The sequence below is a fragment of the Mycoplana sp. ABR4_002 genome, assembly GCF_056159645.1.
The window spans coordinates 1,432,181-1,449,352 of record NZ_JBSWVO010000001.1; the positions used below are offsets into that span (position 1 = coordinate 1,432,181).

The window sequence follows — 17,172 nt, forward strand, 5'->3', positions numbered from 1 at the left end:
GAAGTCCCGTTTCCGTTGGCTTTCCCGCCGGCACAGCCGGCGGCCGCAGGTGGTTTCGCCTGGCGTTGCCCGAGCGCATATAGGGGTTTCCGCCGCCCGCGCCAGCGTTTTCGCCTGCCACTGCGGTGGAAAATTGCGGCGAAGAAACCGGCCCGAAGACTTCTAAACATGCCGTCGCATCTTGCCAAGCGTCGCAAAAGCGACAAGGAATTGCCGACAGTCAGTCCTGCAACTGCAGAAATTCATGCAGCCGGCCGCAGCAACCGGCACGGCAACGCCCGGAGTAGACCATGTCCCAGAAATTCGACGTCAATTTCGCTAAATCGCTGAAGCCGGCCGGCGGGGTCGCCGTGGTTCTGCAGGTGCCGGATGCCATCGGCGCGCCCGCCGAGGTCGATCCGGCCGGCGTCGTCGCCCGTGCCGCCGAGGTCGGGCGCTTCAAGGGCAAGCCGCTGAAGAGCCTCGATATCGTCGCGCCGCACGAATCACCCTTCGACCGGATCCTGCTGCTCGGCCTTGGCGACAAGGACAAGATCGCCGCCCACGACTGGCTCAAGGCCGGCGGCACGGCGGCGGCAAAGCTCCGCGACGCCGAATCGGCGGCCGTCTATCTCGACGTGCCCGGCATCGAGGTCGGCGGCCAGGCCGCCGCCGACTTCGCGCTCGGCATGCTGCTCGGCGCCTATCGCTTCGACAGCTACAAGACGAAGAAGGACGAAGACGAGCCGCGCGCCAACAAGAAGGCGAGCAAGGTGACGATCATCACCGCCGCCGCTGCCGCCGCCAAGAAGGCCTTCGCCGACAGCGAGGCAGTCGCCGCCGGCGTCACGCTGGCGCGCGACCTCGTCAACGAGCCGGCCAACGTACTGGGCCCGGTCGAATTCGCCGAACGCGCCAAGGCGCTGGAAAAGCTCGGCGTCGAGGTCGAGATTTTGACCGAGCGCGAGATGAAGCGGCTCGGCATGGCGGCACTTCTGGGCGTGGCGCAGGGGTCCGAGCGGCCGCCGCGGCTGGCGATCATGCAGTGGAACGGCGGCAAGCCCAAGGACCGCCCGATCGCCTTCGTCGGCAAGGGCGTCGTCTTCGACAGCGGCGGCATCTCGATCAAGCCCGCGGCCGGCATGGAGGAGATGAAGGGCGACATGGGCGGTGCCGCCGCCGTGATCGGCCTGATGCACGTGCTTGCCGCGCGCAAGGCGAAGGTCAACGCCATCGGCATCCTCGGCCTGGTCGAGAACATGCCGGACGGCAACGCGCAGCGGCCGGGCGACATCGTCACCTCCATGTCCGGACAGACGATCGAGGTCATCAACACCGACGCCGAGGGCCGGCTCGTCCTCTGCGACGCGCTGTGGTACTGCAACGACCGCTTCAAGCCGCAGTTCATCGTCGATCTTGCGACGCTGACGGGCGCCGTGCTGGTGGCGCTCGGCAGCCATCACGCCGGCCTGTTCACCAATGACGACACGCTGGCCGCCCGGCTGACGGCCGCGGGCCTTGCCACCAACGAGCGCGTCTGGCGCATGCCGCTCGGCAAGGAATACGACAAGATGATCGACAGCAAGTTCGCCGACATGAAGAACACCGGCGGACGCTATGCCGGCTCGATCACGGCGGCGCAGTTCCTGCAGCGATTCGTCAAGGACACGCCGTGGGCGCACCTCGACGTCGCCGGCACCGCCATGGGTTCGCCGACGGACGAGATCAACCCGTCCTGGGGCTCGGGATACGGCGTGCGCCTGCTCGACGAACTGGTGCGGACGAACTACGAGAGCTGACCGGCTTGAGCGAGATCCTGTTCTATCACCTGACCGAATCGAAGCTGGAGGACGCCCTGCCGCCGCTGGTCGACAAGAGCGTCGAGCGCGGCTGGCGGGTTGTCGTCCAGACCGGCAGGGTGGAGCGGCGCGACGCGCTCGACGCGCATCTGTGGACCTTTCGCGACGAAAGCTTCCTGCCGCACGGGACCGACGAGCAGCCGAACGCGGCCGACCAGCCGGTGCTGCTGACCGCCGGTCCCGGCAATCCCAACGCCGCCACGGTGCGTTTTCTCGTCGACGGCGCCGAGCCGCCCGCGCTTGATTCCTACGACCGGGTGATCTTCATGTTCGACGGCTACGACCAGGCCGAACTCGACGCCGCGCGCGGTCACTGGAAGCGACTGAAGGGCGAGGGGCACCAGCTGACCTACTGGCAGCAGAACAACGACGGACGCTGGGTGAAGAAGGCGTAGGCGTGCGGTCGTATAGATGGCTGCGGCTCGCCACGCGCAAGCGCCACCCGGCCGGCTAGCGGCTACGGCGTCAGCGCATCCTTGTAGATGACGCCGTCCTTCATGATGATCTTGAAGCTGTTGGCCGGATCGGCGATCAGGGCGATGTTTTCGAGCGGATCGCCATCGACGAGCAGGAGGTCTGCGAGGGCGCCTTCCTCGATCACGCCGAGCCTGCCCGGGTAGGGGTTGCGCGGGCCTGACAGCGCCAGCAGTTCGGCATTGGTCCCGGTCGCCATGGTGAGGGCTTCGGCAGGCGTGTACCAGCGGGTCAGCGAGGCTAGAATCGCGCCCTGCTGCTGCGCCAAGGTGCGGGAGAACAGGACGTCGGTGCCCCAGGCCGTCTTGATGTTGTATTTCCTCGCCAGTTCATAGGTCCTGGCGATGCCGGGCCACACCGAATCGGCCTTGGCCCGCTCGACGGTGCCTTCCCGAAAGCCCTGTCTCAACAGGTCGGGCAGCGGCTGAAGGCTGAGCCAGACGCCCTTGTTGGCAAGCAGTCTCGCGGTTGCCTCGTCCATCAGGAAGCCGTGTTCAATGCATTTCACCCCGGCCGCGACCGCCTTGTGGATCGCGTCGGACGTGAAGGCGTGCGCGGCGACATAGCTGCCCCAGTTGTCGGCGATCTCGACTGCGGCCCGCAGTTCGGCCTCGGTGAAGGTGGTGACGTCGAGCGGGCTGAACGGCGACGACACGCCGCCGCCGGCTGTCACCTTGATCTGCGTGGCTCCCTGCATGAACTGTTCGCGGACGCGCGTGCGCACCTCGTCCGGGCTGTCCACGACCATGCTTCCGCCCACCTGCTCCATGCGGCTCAGGGGGCCGCCGATCCTGCGCGGCAGGTCGGTCAGCTGGCGGAAGTCGCCGTGCCCGCTGGTCACGGTGATCACCGCGCCGGACGGATAGATCCGCGGCCCGTCGACGATGCCCTCGTCGATCGCCCGCTTGAGACTGAATGCCGGGCCGCCCACGTCGCGAACCGTGGTGAAGCCGCGCAGCAGCGTGTCCCTGGCTTCGTCGCCGGCCACCAGATTGTTGTAGCCGACGTCGCCAAGGGATTCGGCCGGCGTGACCCGGATCAGCATGGCGTGCCAGTGCGCATCGATCAGCCCCGGCATCAGCGTGCGGCCGTTGCCGGCAATGCGTCGGGCGCCTTCGGCCTCGAGCGGCCCTTCGGAGATCCGGGCAATCACATTGCCCCGAACAAGCACGTTCGACGGAGCAGAGAGGGTGGCCGATCCCTTGCCGTCGAAGATGCGCACGTCCTCGAACAGGACGTCGTCGGCCTGCACCGGCGAGCAAAGGCCAAGCGCCACAGCGGTCGCAAGCCAGCATCCGCTTCGTCGGCGTCCCGGGAGCGCGCAGGCCGCGCGGGGCAGGGCCCGTGCCCCGAGCATCGTTCTGGCCAGAAAATGCAACGCGAAAGACTTGCGCGACACGGTGGACCTCCCGTGGAAGCGGACGGTTGCGGCACAAGACAAAATTGTAGCGTCCAGGCGATCGGGGTCAAGGCAACCCCGCGGCGCGTCACTTCACCCGCATCGCCCGTCCATCCGTGCGCAGCGCAGCCGCTGGTCCGTCAGCTGCCAACCGTCTCCCTCAGTCGTGGAACGCTTCCACGAACTTGCGCCGGCCGAGCATGAACGCGTCGGCGACGTGGCGCAGCGGTGCGAGATCGACGTCGGACTGCCCGGCCTTGATGATTTCGGCGAAGCGTCGGTAGAGCATCGGGTATTCCTGCTCGGGCGCCGCGTGCTTCAGCACGCCATCGACCGAAAGCTTCGCCCCGCCCTCAGACAGCTCCATCCGGCCGGCGTCGGTGTCGGCGATGATGTCCCAGCTCTGCTTGCCGGTCTGGCGCCAGTCGAATTCGGCCGCAAGCCTGAGCCCGCCGGCGTCGGTGAAGTCGATGGCGGCGGCGATCGGCGCGTCGCGGTTCTCCGGGAACTCCAGCGTCGCCCCGGTGATGAACACCGGCCGCGGCAGGATGTGGGTGACGATCGACAGGGCGTTGATGCCGGGGTCGAACACGCCCAGCCCGCCCGCCTGCCAGATCCATTCCTGGTTCGGGTGCCAGTGGCGCACGTCTTCTTTCCAGACCACCTGCATCGAGCGGATGGTGGTCGCGGCGAGGAAGGCCTTCGCCGCCTCGACCGCCGGCGCATAGCGCGAGTGCCAGCTGGCGAACAGCGACAGTCCCTTTGCCTCGGCCAGTGCCTGCAGGTCGCCCACCTCGCTCAGCGTTGCGCCGGGCGGCTTTTCCAGGAACACGTGCTTGCCGGCCGACAGCGCCTTGTGTGCGGCCTCGTGGCGGTTCTGCGGCGGCATGCACAGCGCAACGGCCTCGATCTGCGGCGTGTGGTCCAGCATCTCCTCGATCGACTTGAAATTGTCGATGCCGTCGACGGTGCCGTGCCGGCTGGCGGCGGCGACGAGCTTGAAATCGGGGTTCTGGGCGATCGAGGGCAGGTGCTGGTCGCGGGCGATCTTGCCGACGCCGACGATGGCGAGATGGATCGGGGACATGGATTCTTGCTCGAATAGTATGATGATTGGAAGGCCGTTTTAGCAGAATGCAGGGCGGCGGCAAGGCCGACGTTTCCCGGGACCTGCCCAGCCGTTGTGCCGTTGCGCCGCGATCATATTCGCCTTTCGTCTAATGCGCTGCCTCTGCCCGGGAAAAACCGGCGTCGTGCTTGAAACCGGACTTGAAATGCGCACTGTGGCTGTGCATGGCACAAACACCAAAATCACGCCAATGCGGGGAGGCATAGCATGGGTACGCTGCTTGGGCTCAGCCGATTAATCGACCTAATTACCGAAAGGATCGGCAAGTCAGTGTCCTGGCTGATCCTGCTTGCCGTGCTCGTCAGCGCCGGAAACGCGGTGGTGCGCAAGGCATTGAACGTTTCCTCGAACGCCTGGCTCGAGGCGCAGTGGTACCTGTTCGGCGGGGCCTTCATGCTCGCAGCCGCCTACACGCTCGCGCAGAACGATCACATCCGAATCGACATCGTCTACGGCAAGTTCTCGCGCCGCACCCAGCACTGGATCGACCTGTTCGGCCACTGCTTCTTCCTGATGCCGTTCGTGCTGCTGATGAACTACTTCCTCGTGCCCTACGTGCTGATGTCCTATCGTTCCGGCGAGATGTCCTCCAGCGCCGGCGGCCTGATCCTGTGGCCGGCCAAGGCCATCCTGCTCGCCGGCTTTGTGCTGCTGGCCGCCCAGGGGATCTCTGAAATCATCAAGAAGGTGGCGATCATTCGCGGCGACATGGACGATCCGACGCCCTATGTGCCGACGCACGCGCCGCTCGACATGGAAACGCCTGCCGAGGAGACCCGCCCATGATCGAACTCATTGCGCAGAACCTGGCGCCGATCATGTTCGTTTCGCTGATCGTGTTCCTGCTGCTCGGCTATCCCGTGGCCTTCGCGCTCGCCGCGAACGGGCTGCTCTTCTTTGTCATCGGCGTCGAACTGGCGCCGTTCTCGGACACCATCAACCTGTCCTGGCCGCTGCTCAACGCGATGCCGGAACGGCTCTGGGGGGTGATGTCGAACGATACGCTGCTCGCCATTCCGTTCTTCACCTTCATGGGCATCGTGCTGGAGAAGTCCGGCATGGCCGAGGACCTGCTCGACACGATCGGCCAGCTGTTCGGGCCGGTGCGCGGCGGCCTCGCCTACGCGGTCATCTTCGTCGGCGCGCTGCTTGCGGCTACCACCGGGGTCGTCGCCGCCTCGGTGATCGCCATGGGCCTTATCTCGCTGCCGATCATGCTGCGCTACGGCTATGACCGCTCGATCGCGTCGGGCGTCATCGCCGCTTCCGGCACGCTGGCGCAGATCATCCCGCCGTCGCTGGTGCTGATCGTGCTCGCCGACCAGCTCGGCCGATCGGTCGGCGACATGTATGCCGGCGCGCTGATTCCGGGCCTTGTGCTCACCAGCCTGTACATGGGCTACATCGTGCTGATGACCTTCCTCAAGCGGGACGCGATGCCGGCGCTGCCGCTCGAGGCCCGCTCGCTCGGTGCCGGCGTCACCTCGCTGTTCGTCGCGCTTGCCGTCGCCGTCGGCATCGCCTATGCCGCCCACGTCTATTTTGCGCCGACGCAGGGCGGAAACGCCGACATCCTCGGCGCCGCGGTCGGCATCATCTTCATCTACGTCGTCGCACTGCTCGACAAGACCCTGAAGATCAACGCGATGTCGCGGCTGGCGCAGCAGGTCATCATCGTGCTGATCCCGCCGCTGGCGCTGATCTTCCTCGTGCTTGGCACGATCTTCCTCGGCGTCGCGACGCCGACGGAGGGCGGCGCCATGGGGGCGGTCGGTGCGCTGATCATGGCCGCCGCCAAGGGGCGCCTCAACCTCGACGTGGTGCGCGGGGCGCTGGCCGCCACGACAAGGCTGTCCGCCTTCGTGATGTTCATCCTGATCGGGGCCCGGGTGTTCTCGCTCACCTTCTACGGCGTCAATGGCCATCTCTGGGTCGAGCACCTGCTCGTCTCGCTGCCGGGCGGCGAGCTGGGCTTCCTGATCGCGGTCAACCTGCTGGTCTTCTTCCTGGCGTTCTTCCTCGACTTCTTCGAGCTCGCCTTCATCATCGTGCCGCTCCTAGCGCCGGCGGCCGACAAGCTCGGCATCGACCTGATCTGGTTCGGTGTGCTGCTCGGCATCAACATGCAGACCAGCTTCATGCATCCGCCCTTCGGCTTCGCGCTGTTCTACCTGCGCTCGGTCGCGGCCAAGGTGCCGTACCTCGACAAGGTCACGGGCAAGATGACCGCGCCGGTCACCACCGGCCAGATCTACTGGGGGGCGGTGCCCTTCGTCGGCATCCAGATCATCATGGTGGCGCTGACGCTGATGTTCCCGCAGATGGTGCTGCACTACAAGGGCTCGGGCTCGGGCGTCGACCCGTCGACCATCCAGATCGAGGTGCCGGGCTTCGGCGGTCAGAACGGCGGCCTCGGGCTGCCCGACAACGGCGGTGGCCTCGGCCTGCCGGGCGGTCTGCAGCTTCCCGGCTCCAGCCCGCTGGACCAGCCGGCGGCCCCGGCCGACGGTGCCGGCGGACATCCGCCGGCGAACGACCTCAGCCAGCCACCGTCGTTCGAGCAGAACGGCGGGGCGGGCAAAGAGCAAGCGCCGGCGAACGATCTCAGCCAGCCACCGTCGTTCAACTGACGAAGGCAACGGGCGGCCGCAGGGCCGCCCGTTCCGTTTGCAGGCCCGGGCCCGCGCAATCCTCTATTCCAGCCGCCGGGCCGGATTGTCGCGGTACCAGTCGACGATCGTCGGCATCATCTCCTCGAACGGGCCGGGGAGGAACAGGTTGAGCAGCCCGATCCGGGCACTGCTCTCGTTGCGGAAGTCATGCACCGTACCGCGCGGAATGACGCACAACGATCCCTTCGGCATCCGATGCCAGCGGTCTCCGATCAGGATGCTGGCGATGCCCTCCAGCACGTAGAAGATTTCGTCGTTGGCGTCGTGCTTGTGCGCGCCGGGGCCCTCGTGGCGTGCCTCCAGCCACCATTCTGAGATCGAGAACCGGTCCCCGGTCTCCGCGCCGTCCGCCTTGAAGACGGCCTGGATCGAACCCATGTCGTAGCGCCGGCCATCGTCCGGGCCGAGCACGATCGTATTGTTCTGGCTCGCCATCCTGTCCTCCTGTCGAGCGTTCACCGTCCGGACCCTAGCATGACCGGTGCCGGTGGTCTCGACGCCGGGGCGGCGGCCAGGCGCCTGCAGGCGCGCAGGTCGGGCCGTTGGCGCTGATGGTCCCTGGGCCGCGAGTTGCCAAATGTCAGGAAATATCGGAACGTGACGCGCGGCCCTCTCGCCGTCCCAGCCGGAGCGATGCGGGACATGACCACTGCCTTTTCCGTCGGGCCGGGCGCCCGAGGCGGCGCCACCATCTGCAGGGGATGCTGGGACCAGATGCGCGTGCCGATCCCGATCCGCGGTCCGCTTGCGCTGCCGCTGCGGGCCTTCGGCATCACCCGCAGCAAGATGAACCCGAACATCTGCACGCTCTGCGAGCGCTCCTTCCAATACGTCAAGAAGCAGCGCCACATCACCGCCTCGGCGACCATCCTGTTCGCCGACATCCGCGGCTATACCGCGCTGTCGGAGCGGATCGGGGCATTTCGGCTGGGCGGGATCGTTAGCCTGTTTCAGGATCGCTGCGCGCAGGCGATCTGGGCGCATGACGGCATCGTCAACAAGCAGATGGGCGACGGTCTGATGGCGATCTTCAACTTCCCTATCGGCATCCCTGACCATGCCACCGCCGCCATCCGGGCGGCACTCGACCTGCAGGCGCGCTGCGCCGCGGCACTGGGCGAACGGGGGCAGGACATCGAGGGGCTGCCCGGCCAGCGGCTTGGCGTCGGCGTTGGGATCCACAGCGGCGAGGTTGAAATCGGCGAATTTTCCAGCTTCCGCAGCGATTTCACCGCAATCGGAGGGGCGGTGAACCTGGCGGCGAGACTTCAGGGACAGGCCGCTGCGGGCGAGATCCTGTTGTCGGGCGCAACCGCCGCCCTGGCGCCCGATGCCGTCAAGGCGGCGCCGCGGCGCACCTTGACCCTCAAAGGGATCGAGCAGCCGGTGCAGGTCCGGGTGCTGTCGAGCTGACGCCGGAAAGCTGACGCCGCGTCCGCCTGCCGGCGTTTTCGAACCACGTCAGGGCGAAGCCGCCGGAAACGAAAAACCCCGGGGAGGGCCCCGGGGTTCTGCATCAGTAGAATACCGCCGCTTAGAGCTTGCCGCCCCGCTGCTGGATCATCATGAAGGTGTCGTAGTTGTACTCGGCGATCTGCGCGTTGAGGTAGTACTCGCCGCGGAATGCCTTGATCGACTCCCAGATCTTCTTGAAGTTCTCGTTCTCGGCTTCCATCTCCGCGTAGACCTCGTTCGCCTTTTCGAAGCAGGCTGCGAGGATCTCCGGGCTGAACGGGCTGAGCTTGGCGCCGGCCGCGACCAGACGCTTGATCGCCGGCGGGTTCAGCCAGTCGTACTTCTGCAGCATGTTCGCGTCCGCCGCCTGGCAGGCGGTGCGCAGCAGCGACTGGTAGTTCGCCGGCAGGCCGTCGAATGCCGCCTTGTTGAACATGGCGTGCACGGTCGGGCCGCCTTCCCACCAGCCGGGGTAGTAGTAGTAGGGGGCGACCTTGTAGAAGCCGAGCTTTTCGTCGTCATAGGGGCCGACCCACTCGGCGGCGTCGATGGTGCCCTTTTCCAGTGACGGGTAGATGTCGCCGCCAGCGATCTGCTGCGGCACCGCGCCGAGCCGTTCGACGATCTTGCCGGCGAAGCCTCCGATGCGGATCTTCAGGCCCTGGAGGTCGGCGACGGACTTGATTTCCTTGCGGAACCAGCCGCCCATCTGCACGCCGGTGTTGCCGTTGGGGAAGCCGACGAGGCCCTGGGTCGCCAGGAACTCGTTGAACATCTCGATGCCGCCGCCGTGGTAGTGCCAGGCGTTCATGCCGCGCGCGTTGAGCGCGAAGGGAACGGCTGCGCCGAGGGCCCAGGTCGGGTCCTTGCCCCAGTAATAGTAGGAGACGGTATGGCAGGCCTCGACCGTACCGGCGGCAGCCGCGTCGGCCGCCTGCAGGCCCGGAACGATTTCGCCGGCCGCAAAGACCTGGATCTGGAAATTGCCATCGGTTGCGTCGGAGACGTATTTGGCCAGAACCTCACCGCCGCCATAGATCGTGTCGAGCGATTTCGGAAACGACGAGGCGAGTCGCCAGTTGATCTTCGGATTGCTCTGGGCAATCGCGGGGGCGGCGAGTACGGCCGAAGCCGCGACGCCAGCGCCGGCAACCCCGGCCTTCTTCATGAATGAGCGACGATCCAATTCTATTCCTCCCATTGGACGCGGACGGCTGGTCCGCCTTTCGGTCACGGCGAAACTAACCATGTCACCGGAGGGGTTTCAAGCGCGGACGGCGATTTAACGGGATGTCGCCGAATGCGACTTTGGTCTAATCCCTAACAAAGGCCTATCTGCCTGTTTTTTGTGCGTTTCTTGCTTCTGCCGCTGCAAAGGTGGAGCGATTGCAAGCGTCGTGACGGGGGCTCTGGCCACGCGGTCAACGCCGCGCAAGCGCGGCTGCGGCAGGCGGGTATCCGTGGTGCGCGCGGCGGTCGCCCCGGACGGCCCTGGCGGTGGCCTAGACCGCCATGGCCTCCTCGTATTCCGAGGAAAGCTCCAGCCACTGCTCTTCCGCCGTGGCCAGCCGAAGGGCCGCCTCGGCACGATCCTTGGCTTTCCTCGCCGCCATCGCAGGGTTCTTCTCGTAGAGGACCGGATCGGCAAGCTCGGCATCGAGCGCCTGAATCTGTTTCTCCAGTTTCGCCGTCAGCGACTCGATTTCGTTGATCTTTTTGCGCAGCGGCGCCAGCGAGGCGCGACGGTCGGCATTGGCCTTGCGCAGGTCGGCCTTCGACAGGCCCTCGTCGGTGGCGACCGGCCGCGCCCTGTCCTCCTTCGGCTTCGCGCCGCCGACGATCTGCGTGCGATAATCCTCGAGGTCGCCCTCGAAACTCGTCACCGTGCCGTCCTTGACCAGCCAGAGCCGGTCGACGGTCGCCTCGATCAGGTGGCGGTCGTGCGAGATCAGGATAACGGCGCCGGGATAGTCGTTCAGCGCCTCGATCAGCGCGCGCCGGCTGTCGATGTCGAGATGGTTGGTCGGTTCGTCGAGGATCAGCAGGTTCGGTGCGTCGAAGGCGGCCAGCCCCATCAGCAGCCGCGCCTTCTCGCCGCCGGACAGGTCCTTGGCGGCAGTGTCCATCTTCTCGGTCGCGAGCCCCATCTGGGCGACGCGGGCGCGCACCTTCGCCTCGGGCGCGTCCGCCATCCGCCGGCGCACGTGCTCGACAGCGCTCTGGTTCGGGATCAGGTCGTCGAGCTGGTGCTGGGCGAAGAAGCCGATGCGCAGGCCCGGCGCCGTCTTCACCTCGCCGCTCTCGGTGGCGAGCTTGCCGGAGATGAACTTGGCGAAGGTCGACTTGCCGTTGCCGTTGGAGCCGAGCAGCGCAATGCGGTCGTCGGTATCGATCCTGAGGTTCATCCGCTTGAGGATCGGCTTGCCCGGCTCGTAGCCGACGGCGCCGCCGCTGATGGCGACGATCGGGGAGGCGGGCTGCTTCTCCGGCTCGGGGAAGCTGAAACCCTGCACATGCTCCTCGATCACGGCGGCGACCGTGCCCATTCGCTCCAGCGCCTTGACCCGGCTCTGGGCCTGGCGGGCCTTGGAGGCCTTGGCCTTGAAGCGGTCGATGAAGCTCTGCAGGTGCTTGCGCGCCGCCTCGTTCTTGGCCCGGGCCTTCATCTGCAACTCGTCGGCTTCCGCCTTCTGCCGCTCGAACTGGTCGTAGGAGCCGCGGTAGAAGGTCAGCTTCTTCTGGTCGAGATGGACGATGGCGTTGACGGCGGTGTTCAGAAGGTCGCGGTCGTGGCTGATGATCAGCACGGTGTGCGGGTAGCGCCGCACATAGTCCTCGAGCCACAGCGTGCCCTCGAGGTCGAGGTAGTTGGTCGGCTCGTCGAGCAGCAGCAGGTCCGGTTCGGAAAACAGCACCGCCGCCAGCGCCACGCGCATGCGCCAGCCGCCGGAGAAGCTCCTGGCCGGACGCCGTTGCGCTTCGTGGTCGAAGCCGAGACCGGACAGGATGCTCGCCGCCCGTGCCTCGGCCGAATGCGCGCCGATGTCGGCCAGTCGCGTCTGGATCTCGGCGATCCGATGCGGGTCGGTGGCGGTTTCGGCCTCGCGCAGCAGGCTTGCGCGCTCCTTGTCGGCGGCCAGCACGATGTCGAGCAGCGGCTCGTCGGTGCCCGGCGCCTCCTGTGCCACCTGGCCGATGCGGGCATTCTTCGGCAGCGACACGGCGCCCGCCTCGGCGGCGAGGTCGCCGGTGATGACGCGGAACAGCGTCGACTTGCCGGCGCCGTTGCGCCCGACCAGTCCCGCCTTGGTGCCGGCGGGCAGCGAGACGGAGGCGTTGTCGATGAGCAGGCGCCCGGCGACGCGGGCGGAAAGGCCGGAGATCGTGATCATGACCGGCGTCTATAGGGTGCCGGACGGCTCCTGCGCAAGAGGCCGCGGCGGTCGTCAGCCCGCGTCGCGGCGATAGTTGCGGCCGGCCAGTTCCGCCAGCTCGACGGAATAGACGCAGGTGCCGCCCTCGTTGGCGGCTTCGAGCGCCAGGATCGCCTGGCGGTACAGCTCGTTGGAGGAGGGGGCGTCGTCGGAGAACGCGGCGCCGACCGTCAGCGACAGCGTGCCGGGCAGGTATTCGCGCCCGGCGAGGCGGAACACCTGGGCCTCGATCCGGTTGCGGATGCGCTCTGCGATCGAGAACACGCCGTCGCGATCGACCTTGTCGAAGACGAAGGCGAAGCCGTCTCCGCCGACGCGCGCGACATAGTCGAGCTTCTTGATCGACTTGCGGAATACCGTGGCGATCTGTTTGACCGCCGCCTCGCTGGCGCCGGGGGCGTGACTGTCGGACAGGCCCTTCAGCCGGTCGACCCGCATCAGCAGCAGCGCGCTGCCGGCGCTGTCCTCCGCGTCGTAGACCGAAAGCAGCCGGTTCATCAGCGCGGTGCGGTTGGCAAGCCCGGTAACGGGGTCGTGCAGCAGCGCGGTTTCGCTGGCGGCGGCGCCTGCCGCGACGTTTTCCAGCCGCGCCACCAGCGCGTCGAGCCGCTGGCAATGCGCGCTCTCGCTGCCGATCAGCGCCTCGACCGAGGAGACCAGCAGGTCGGCCTGGCCGGCGAAGTCGGTCATCGCCAGCACCGGGTCGGCCTTGAGCCGGCCAAGCAGGTGGCCGATCTGGGTCAACGCGTTGGTCCGCTTCTGCCGTTCCGCCTCGGCTTCTGCCGCCAGCGCCTCGATCGTCCGCATCAGGTCGGTGGCGCTGTGACCGAGCACGAGCGCGTTGTGATCCGCCAGCCCGTGGCGAACGCCGATCGCATCCAGCGCTTCCTGCGACGGTGCCTTGCCGAGCGCGGTGATCTCGCGTCCGAGCGCGGTGTTGCTCCCGGTCAGCGCCTCGTGCAGCAGCGCGTAGTTGCGCGGAATGGCCGGGATTTCGAACCGGGTCACCAACTGCGAAATCTTCGCCATCACGGCCGCGGACCGGGCAAGTGTTTCCGAAGGATTCGCCTTTGCGTTCATAGGTCACCAGCTGGAGTTCGGATTGCGCGGTGCCCGAACGGACCGCATCTGTACAACCCTTAGCTGATGGGCATTAAGAAGCGCTGAATCACGCCGCAGTTCAGAGCGAACGGCTCCAGGAGAGCCGGCGCGCCAGCGGGACGGCGCGGGCAATCTGCCGGATTACCCCCCGCAGGCTCCCTTGTGCCCGTCCGCTCTCCCGGCGGGTTTCGCGGGCGGCGGCATAGCCTTCGGCGCGGGCCTCCGCGGTGGCGACCGCCATAACCGTCGCGATGACGCGGTAGCATTCGTCGGGCAGATAGGCGTCAGGGCTGTCGGTGCCCCGCACCAGTGCCATCTTCGACAGGGTGCTGCCCAGCAGGGTGCTCCATTCCTCACTCGTCCTGGCCATGTTCTCCCTCGCTTCGCCGGGCGATCGACGGCGCCGTTGAGGCGCAACCCGGCGGACGAATTGTCGCACGCGTGGATGCCGGCCCCTGTTACGCGGGTAACAGCGTGGGGGCAAAAGGCGGCAGGCGGGGGTGGTCAGCTCTTCATCCACACAGCCCCGTCGCCGCGCAGGAAATAGAGCAGATCGAGCGTCAGGCTTGGCCGGCCGAGGCTGGTCAGGATCGTGTGGCACTGGCCGCGGTGGTGCGTCTGGTGGTTGAAGAAATGGGCAAGTCCCGGACCGAGCGGCTGGGTGATCGCGACCGGGCTGGTCAGCGTGACGTAGCTGATCGGCTCGGACAGTTGCCTCTCGTCGAGCGAGCCGATCCAGTCGATGATGCGCTGGTCCTCGCCGATGCGCGCCTGGCGCAGTTCCTCGATGCTGTCGAACAGGATGGTGTCGAGGCGGCCGGGGATCTCGCCCTTGCCGGTGAAGCGCCGCATCCAGATCCTGTCGGCGACGAGCATGTGGTTGAGCGTGCCCTGCAGCGAACCGAAGAAGGCGCCCCTGTGCTCGCGAAAGGCCGGCGGCGACAGCGTGGCCGCCTCCGCGTAGAGCAACCGGTTGGCCCAGGCATTGTAGGCGGCGAACATCTTGTAATGGTCGAGCATATCGTCTCCCAAGGTTCACTGATCGTGGCACAACCTATCACCGGAAGGGCTGCCCCGGGCGTGATGCACGCATGAAAATTTCTGACTTGATCCGCTCCTTCGCCTTGCCTCAAATGGCGCCCCGAACCGCAGGATGTGACAATGACGATCAAGCTTTACGCGCTCGGCGGCAGCGACAGCGCCCGCCACTTCTCCCCACATGTCTGGAAGACCGTCCTGTCGCTGGCGCACAAGGGCCTGCCCCATGCGATCGAGACGGTCGGCTTTACCGGCATTCCGAAGCTGGAGGACGGCTTCTCCCGGACCGTGCCGGTGATCCGTGACGGCGAGCGGCTGGTGCGCGACAGTTTCGACATCGCCGTCTATCTGGACGAGGCCTATCCGGACCGGCCGTCGCTGTTTGGCGGCGAGGGTGGCCGGGCGATGGCGCGCTTCATCGAGGCATGGTCGCTCACCACCCTGCATTCGGCGGTGACGCGGATCGCGCTCGTCGACATTCACGACCTGCTCGGCCCAGAGGACCGGGACTATTTCCGTCAGAGCCGCGAAGCTCGGCTCGGCAAGCCGCTGGAAGCGGTGGTCGCCGGCCGCGACGAGGAGATCGCCGCCTTCGCCGCCAAGCTCGAGCCGATGCGCGCCATGCTGAAGGCGCAGCCGTTCATCGGCGGCGAGCATCCACTGTTTGCCGACTACATCGTCTTCGGCGCGCTGCAGTGGCTGCGCATCACTTCGCCGGCAAGGGTGATCGGCGCCGACGATCCGGTCGCGCTGTGGTTCGAGCGCTGCCTCGACCTCTACGGCGGGCTCGGGCGCAGCGTGCGCGCCGCCGCCTGATCGGGGCGCCACCGCCGTTTCGCGCGGCGGCCCCTTGTTTTGCGCCGAATTGGCGGGTAATGAACCGCCACTTTTCACCGTATACCAAGGAAACGGACCATGGCGATTGAACGCACCTTTTCGATGATCAAGCCGGACGCGACGAAGCGCAACCTGACCGGCGCTATCACCAAGATGTTCGAGGACGCCGGCCTGCGCGTCGTCGCCTCCAAGCGCGTCTGGATGAGCCGCCGCGAAGCCGAGGGCTTCTACGCGGTCCACAAGGAACGCCCGTTCTTCGGCGAGCTGGTCGAGTTCATGTCCTCCGGCCCGACCATCGTCCAGGTCCTCGAAGGCGAGAACGCCATCGCCAAGAACCGCGAGATCATGGGCGCCACCAACCCGGCCAACGCCGACGAAGGCACCATCCGCAAGACCTTCGCGCTGTCGATCGGCGAGAACTCGGTTCACGGCTCCGACGCTCCGGAAACCGCCGCCGAGGAGATTGCCTACTGGTTCTCCGGCACCGAAATCGTCGGCTGATTCAGTTTCGCAGGCCGTTTCCGCAAGCCCTTGAAAGGACTCGGGTAACGGCTGGCGAAAAGCATTGCATCAAGAACCGCCCGGGGCGCGCCCCGGGCGGTTTTTTCGTGCCGCGAGGCGCGCCGGATCGACTGCCCTCCAGTTTGGGCGCGGCGCCGAACGCCGGCAGGACCTTCAGGTCGGGCACTTCGCCGTCTCGAAGCGCTCCGGCGCCCGGCCGTTGCGGAACACCTGCGGGTTCTTCTCGTAGGCCGGGCCGACCACTAGCGGCCGGGCCGGCAGGACGCTCTGGTCGAGGTCGGAGACCACGGTCGTCTCCAGCGCCTGCAACGCTTCTCCGTCCGGCCCCGTGACACGGATCGTCACGCGGTAGGGCCGGGCCTTCTTCACGCAACTGATCTCGGGGCTCTCGAGCACCACCTTGTCCAGCGCCGGAAACAGCCTGCGGGTCATCACCAGCGGCGCGCCGCCGGCCGGGTTCTCGAATTCCGCGGTGACGGTCGCTCCCTCCGGCAGCGGTTCGGAGCGGTGCAGCGTGACCATGTAGGTCGCGTAGGCGAGCCGGTAGTTGAAGACGAACATCTTGCCGGTCAATTGCAGCGGGTCGGGGCCGGTCTCGCGCTGGCAGGCGGCGAGGATGGCAAGGGCGGCGAGGATGGCAAGGGCGGCGAGGGTGACAAGGGCGGAGGGCAGGGCGCGCCGCAACGACGTTTTCATCGACTCGGTTCCTCCCGGTGGCGGTAGTAGTGGCGACTGGCCTTGGCCCGGTTGCCGCAGACGGCCATGTCGCACCAGGCGCGCGAGCGGTTGCGGCTGCGGTCGAGGAACAGCCAGCCGCAGTTGCGGCAGATCTTCAGCCGGTCGGGCTCGCCGCTGCCCGCAAGCCGCAGTGCCGAATGCGCGGCGGCGGCATCGAGCGCGCCGGGGCGGGTGCCGGAGTGGCGCACTGCGTCGGCGATCGCTTCCAGCAGACCCGCCAGCAGCGTCGGCGTGCCGTCGCCCGTCGCCACGGCGCGAAAGTGGGCGTCGATCGCCTCGCGCAGCGCGAGAAAGGCGGTGCGTCGCGCCGGCAGCACCGGCACGAGTGGGCCGGCCAGCGCGCGCTCGGCGCAGTGGCGGTTGGCCGCCTCGGCGAAGGCGTCCATCGCCTCGATGTCGGCATAGCGGTCGATCCGTCGCGCCCGGTCGGCGCGCAGCACGACCGAGTTGGCGACGTCGAGCGCCAGCGCGCCGCCGGCGAAGCGATGAGGGGTCCAGGCGAAGCTCATGCCTTATCCTAACTGGTAAACCGTAT

At 67.0% G+C, this 17,172-nt stretch carries 17 protein-coding genes; 7 read left to right on the forward strand and 10 right to left on the reverse strand.

Annotated elements, in window-relative coordinates; genetic code table 11:
• The first annotated feature begins 290 nt into the window (after nt 1–290).
• Entirely contained in the window at nt 291–1,778 is a 1,488-nt protein-coding gene (locus ACXAGF_RS06840) for a leucyl aminopeptidase (RefSeq protein WP_475015509.1), read from the forward strand.
• A 5-nt stretch (nt 1,779–1,783) separates the two neighbouring features.
• Entirely contained in the window at nt 1,784–2,233 is a 450-nt protein-coding gene (locus ACXAGF_RS06845; protein ID WP_475015511.1) for a DNA polymerase III subunit chi, read from the forward strand.
• A 62-nt stretch (nt 2,234–2,295) separates the two neighbouring features.
• On the opposite strand, the gene ACXAGF_RS06850 is transcribed toward ACXAGF_RS06845, so the two are convergent.
• Both ACXAGF_RS06850 and ACXAGF_RS06855 read right to left on the reverse strand, forming a co-directional pair.
• Nucleotides 2,296–3,651, reverse strand: coding sequence for a metal-dependent hydrolase family protein (locus ACXAGF_RS06850; protein ID WP_475019231.1), 1,356 nt, complete (start codon nt 3,649–3,651; stop codon nt 2,296–2,298).
• A gap of 220 nt (nt 3,652–3,871) precedes the next feature.
• On the reverse strand, nt 3,872–4,798 hold the full coding sequence (locus ACXAGF_RS06855) for a Gfo/Idh/MocA family protein (protein WP_475015513.1): 927 nt from the start codon (nt 4,796–4,798) through the stop codon (nt 3,872–3,874).
• A 249-nt stretch (nt 4,799–5,047) separates the two neighbouring features.
• Here ACXAGF_RS06855 and ACXAGF_RS06860 point away from each other — a divergent pair, with 249 nt between their 5' ends.
• Together ACXAGF_RS06860 and ACXAGF_RS06865 are read left to right on the forward strand one after the other, a co-directional pair.
• Nucleotides 5,048–5,626 (forward strand): TRAP transporter small permease subunit, encoded by a 579-nt coding sequence (locus ACXAGF_RS06860; protein ID WP_475015515.1) that lies wholly within the window; start codon nt 5,048–5,050, stop codon nt 5,624–5,626.
• Nucleotides 5,623–7,470: a TRAP transporter large permease gene (locus ACXAGF_RS06865; protein ID WP_475015517.1), complete on the forward strand. Its 1,848-nt coding sequence runs from the start codon at nt 5,623–5,625 to the stop codon at nt 7,468–7,470. The genes ACXAGF_RS06860 and ACXAGF_RS06865 overlap by 4 nt, the downstream gene beginning before the upstream one ends.
• A 63-nt stretch (nt 7,471–7,533) precedes the next feature.
• Here ACXAGF_RS06865 and ACXAGF_RS06870 read toward each other — a convergent pair whose 3' ends face one another.
• The gene (locus tag ACXAGF_RS06870) at nt 7,534–7,947 is read right to left on the reverse strand and encodes a cupin domain-containing protein (protein WP_475015518.1); all 414 of its coding nucleotides are present in this window, start codon (nt 7,945–7,947) and stop codon (nt 7,534–7,536) included.
• 207 nt (nt 7,948–8,154) lie between these two features.
• Between ACXAGF_RS06870 and ACXAGF_RS06875 the strand changes: the two genes are divergently transcribed.
• Nucleotides 8,155–8,925 carry an adenylate/guanylate cyclase domain-containing protein gene (locus ACXAGF_RS06875; protein WP_475015520.1) on the forward strand — a complete coding sequence of 257 codons (771 nt, stop codon included), beginning with the start codon at nt 8,155–8,157 and terminating at the stop codon, nt 8,923–8,925.
• Nucleotides 8,926–9,046: 121 nt separating this feature from the next.
• On the opposite strand, the gene ACXAGF_RS06880 is transcribed toward ACXAGF_RS06875, so the two are convergent.
• From ACXAGF_RS06880 to ACXAGF_RS06900, 5 genes are all read right to left on the reverse strand, one after another.
• Nucleotides 9,047–10,153, reverse strand: a complete 1,107-nt coding sequence (locus ACXAGF_RS06880) for a TRAP transporter substrate-binding protein (protein ID WP_475015521.1) — start codon at nt 10,151–10,153, stop codon at nt 9,047–9,049.
• Between the two features lie 316 nt (nt 10,154–10,469).
• Nucleotides 10,470–12,359, reverse strand: a complete 1,890-nt coding sequence (locus ACXAGF_RS06885) for an ABC-F family ATP-binding cassette domain-containing protein (RefSeq protein ID WP_475015522.1) — start codon at nt 12,357–12,359, stop codon at nt 10,470–10,472.
• A gap of 54 nt (nt 12,360–12,413) precedes the next feature.
• Complete coding sequence (locus ACXAGF_RS06890; RefSeq protein ID WP_475015524.1) at nt 12,414–13,430, reverse strand: GGDEF domain-containing protein; 1,017 nt, start codon at nt 13,428–13,430, stop codon at nt 12,414–12,416.
• Between the two features lie 151 nt (nt 13,431–13,581).
• Nucleotides 13,582–13,872, reverse strand: a complete 291-nt coding sequence (locus ACXAGF_RS06895) for a hypothetical protein (protein ID WP_475015526.1) — start codon at nt 13,870–13,872, stop codon at nt 13,582–13,584.
• Between the two features lie 134 nt (nt 13,873–14,006).
• Nucleotides 14,007–14,522 (reverse strand): DinB family protein, encoded by a 516-nt coding sequence (locus ACXAGF_RS06900; RefSeq protein WP_475015527.1) that lies wholly within the window; start codon nt 14,520–14,522, stop codon nt 14,007–14,009.
• Nucleotides 14,523–14,663: 141 nt separating this feature from the next.
• Here ACXAGF_RS06900 and ACXAGF_RS06905 point away from each other — a divergent pair, with 141 nt between their 5' ends.
• Nucleotides 14,664–15,356, forward strand: a complete 693-nt coding sequence (locus ACXAGF_RS06905) for a glutathione S-transferase family protein (RefSeq protein ID WP_475015529.1) — start codon at nt 14,664–14,666, stop codon at nt 15,354–15,356.
• 99 nt (nt 15,357–15,455) lie between these two features.
• Nucleotides 15,456–15,878 carry a nucleoside-diphosphate kinase gene (ndk, locus tag ACXAGF_RS06910; RefSeq protein WP_475015531.1) on the forward strand — a complete coding sequence of 141 codons (423 nt, stop codon included), beginning with the start codon at nt 15,456–15,458 and terminating at the stop codon, nt 15,876–15,878.
• Nucleotides 15,879–16,052: 174 nt separating this feature from the next.
• Here ndk and ACXAGF_RS06915 read toward each other — a convergent pair whose 3' ends face one another.
• Both ACXAGF_RS06915 and ACXAGF_RS06920 read right to left on the reverse strand, forming a co-directional pair.
• Nucleotides 16,053–16,595 (reverse strand): hypothetical protein, encoded by a 543-nt coding sequence (locus ACXAGF_RS06915; protein ID WP_475015533.1) that lies wholly within the window; start codon nt 16,593–16,595, stop codon nt 16,053–16,055.
• The gene (locus ACXAGF_RS06920) at nt 16,592–17,146 is read right to left on the reverse strand and encodes a CGNR zinc finger domain-containing protein (protein ID WP_475015535.1); all 555 of its coding nucleotides are present in this window, start codon (nt 17,144–17,146) and stop codon (nt 16,592–16,594) included. Before ACXAGF_RS06920 ends, ACXAGF_RS06915 begins: the two co-directional genes overlap by 4 nt.
• Between the last annotated feature and the right edge of the window lie 26 nt (nt 17,147–17,172).

Coding starts and splice junctions, on each gene's coding strand:
- ACXAGF_RS06840 (WP_475015509.1), top strand. CDS start 291: ATGTCCCAGAAATTCGACGTCAATTTCGCTAAATCGCTGAAGCCGGCC.
- ACXAGF_RS06855 (WP_475015513.1), bottom strand. CDS start 4,798: ATGTCCCCGATCCATCTCGCCATCGTCGGCGTCGGCAAGATCGCCCGC.
- ACXAGF_RS06860 (WP_475015515.1), top strand. CDS start 5,048: ATGGGTACGCTGCTTGGGCTCAGCCGATTAATCGACCTAATTACCGAA.
- ACXAGF_RS06865 (WP_475015517.1), top strand. CDS start 5,623: ATGATCGAACTCATTGCGCAGAACCTGGCGCCGATCATGTTCGTTTCG.
- ACXAGF_RS06870 (WP_475015518.1), bottom strand. CDS start 7,947: ATGGCGAGCCAGAACAATACGATCGTGCTCGGCCCGGACGATGGCCGG.
- ACXAGF_RS06875 (WP_475015520.1), top strand. CDS start 8,155: ATGACCACTGCCTTTTCCGTCGGGCCGGGCGCCCGAGGCGGCGCCACC.
- ACXAGF_RS06885 (WP_475015522.1), bottom strand. CDS start 12,359: ATGATCACGATCTCCGGCCTTTCCGCCCGCGTCGCCGGGCGCCTGCTC.
- ACXAGF_RS06890 (WP_475015524.1), bottom strand. CDS start 13,430: ATGGCGAAGATTTCGCAGTTGGTGACCCGGTTCGAAATCCCGGCCATT.
- ACXAGF_RS06895 (WP_475015526.1), bottom strand. CDS start 13,872: ATGGCCAGGACGAGTGAGGAATGGAGCACCCTGCTGGGCAGCACCCTG.
- ACXAGF_RS06900 (WP_475015527.1), bottom strand. CDS start 14,522: ATGCTCGACCATTACAAGATGTTCGCCGCCTACAATGCCTGGGCCAAC.
- ACXAGF_RS06905 (WP_475015529.1), top strand. CDS start 14,664: ATGACGATCAAGCTTTACGCGCTCGGCGGCAGCGACAGCGCCCGCCAC.
- ndk (WP_475015531.1), top strand. CDS start 15,456: ATGGCGATTGAACGCACCTTTTCGATGATCAAGCCGGACGCGACGAAG.
- ACXAGF_RS06915 (WP_475015533.1), bottom strand. CDS start 16,595: ATGAAAACGTCGTTGCGGCGCGCCCTGCCCTCCGCCCTTGTCACCCTC.
- ACXAGF_RS06920 (WP_475015535.1), bottom strand. CDS start 17,146: ATGAGCTTCGCCTGGACCCCTCATCGCTTCGCCGGCGGCGCGCTGGCG.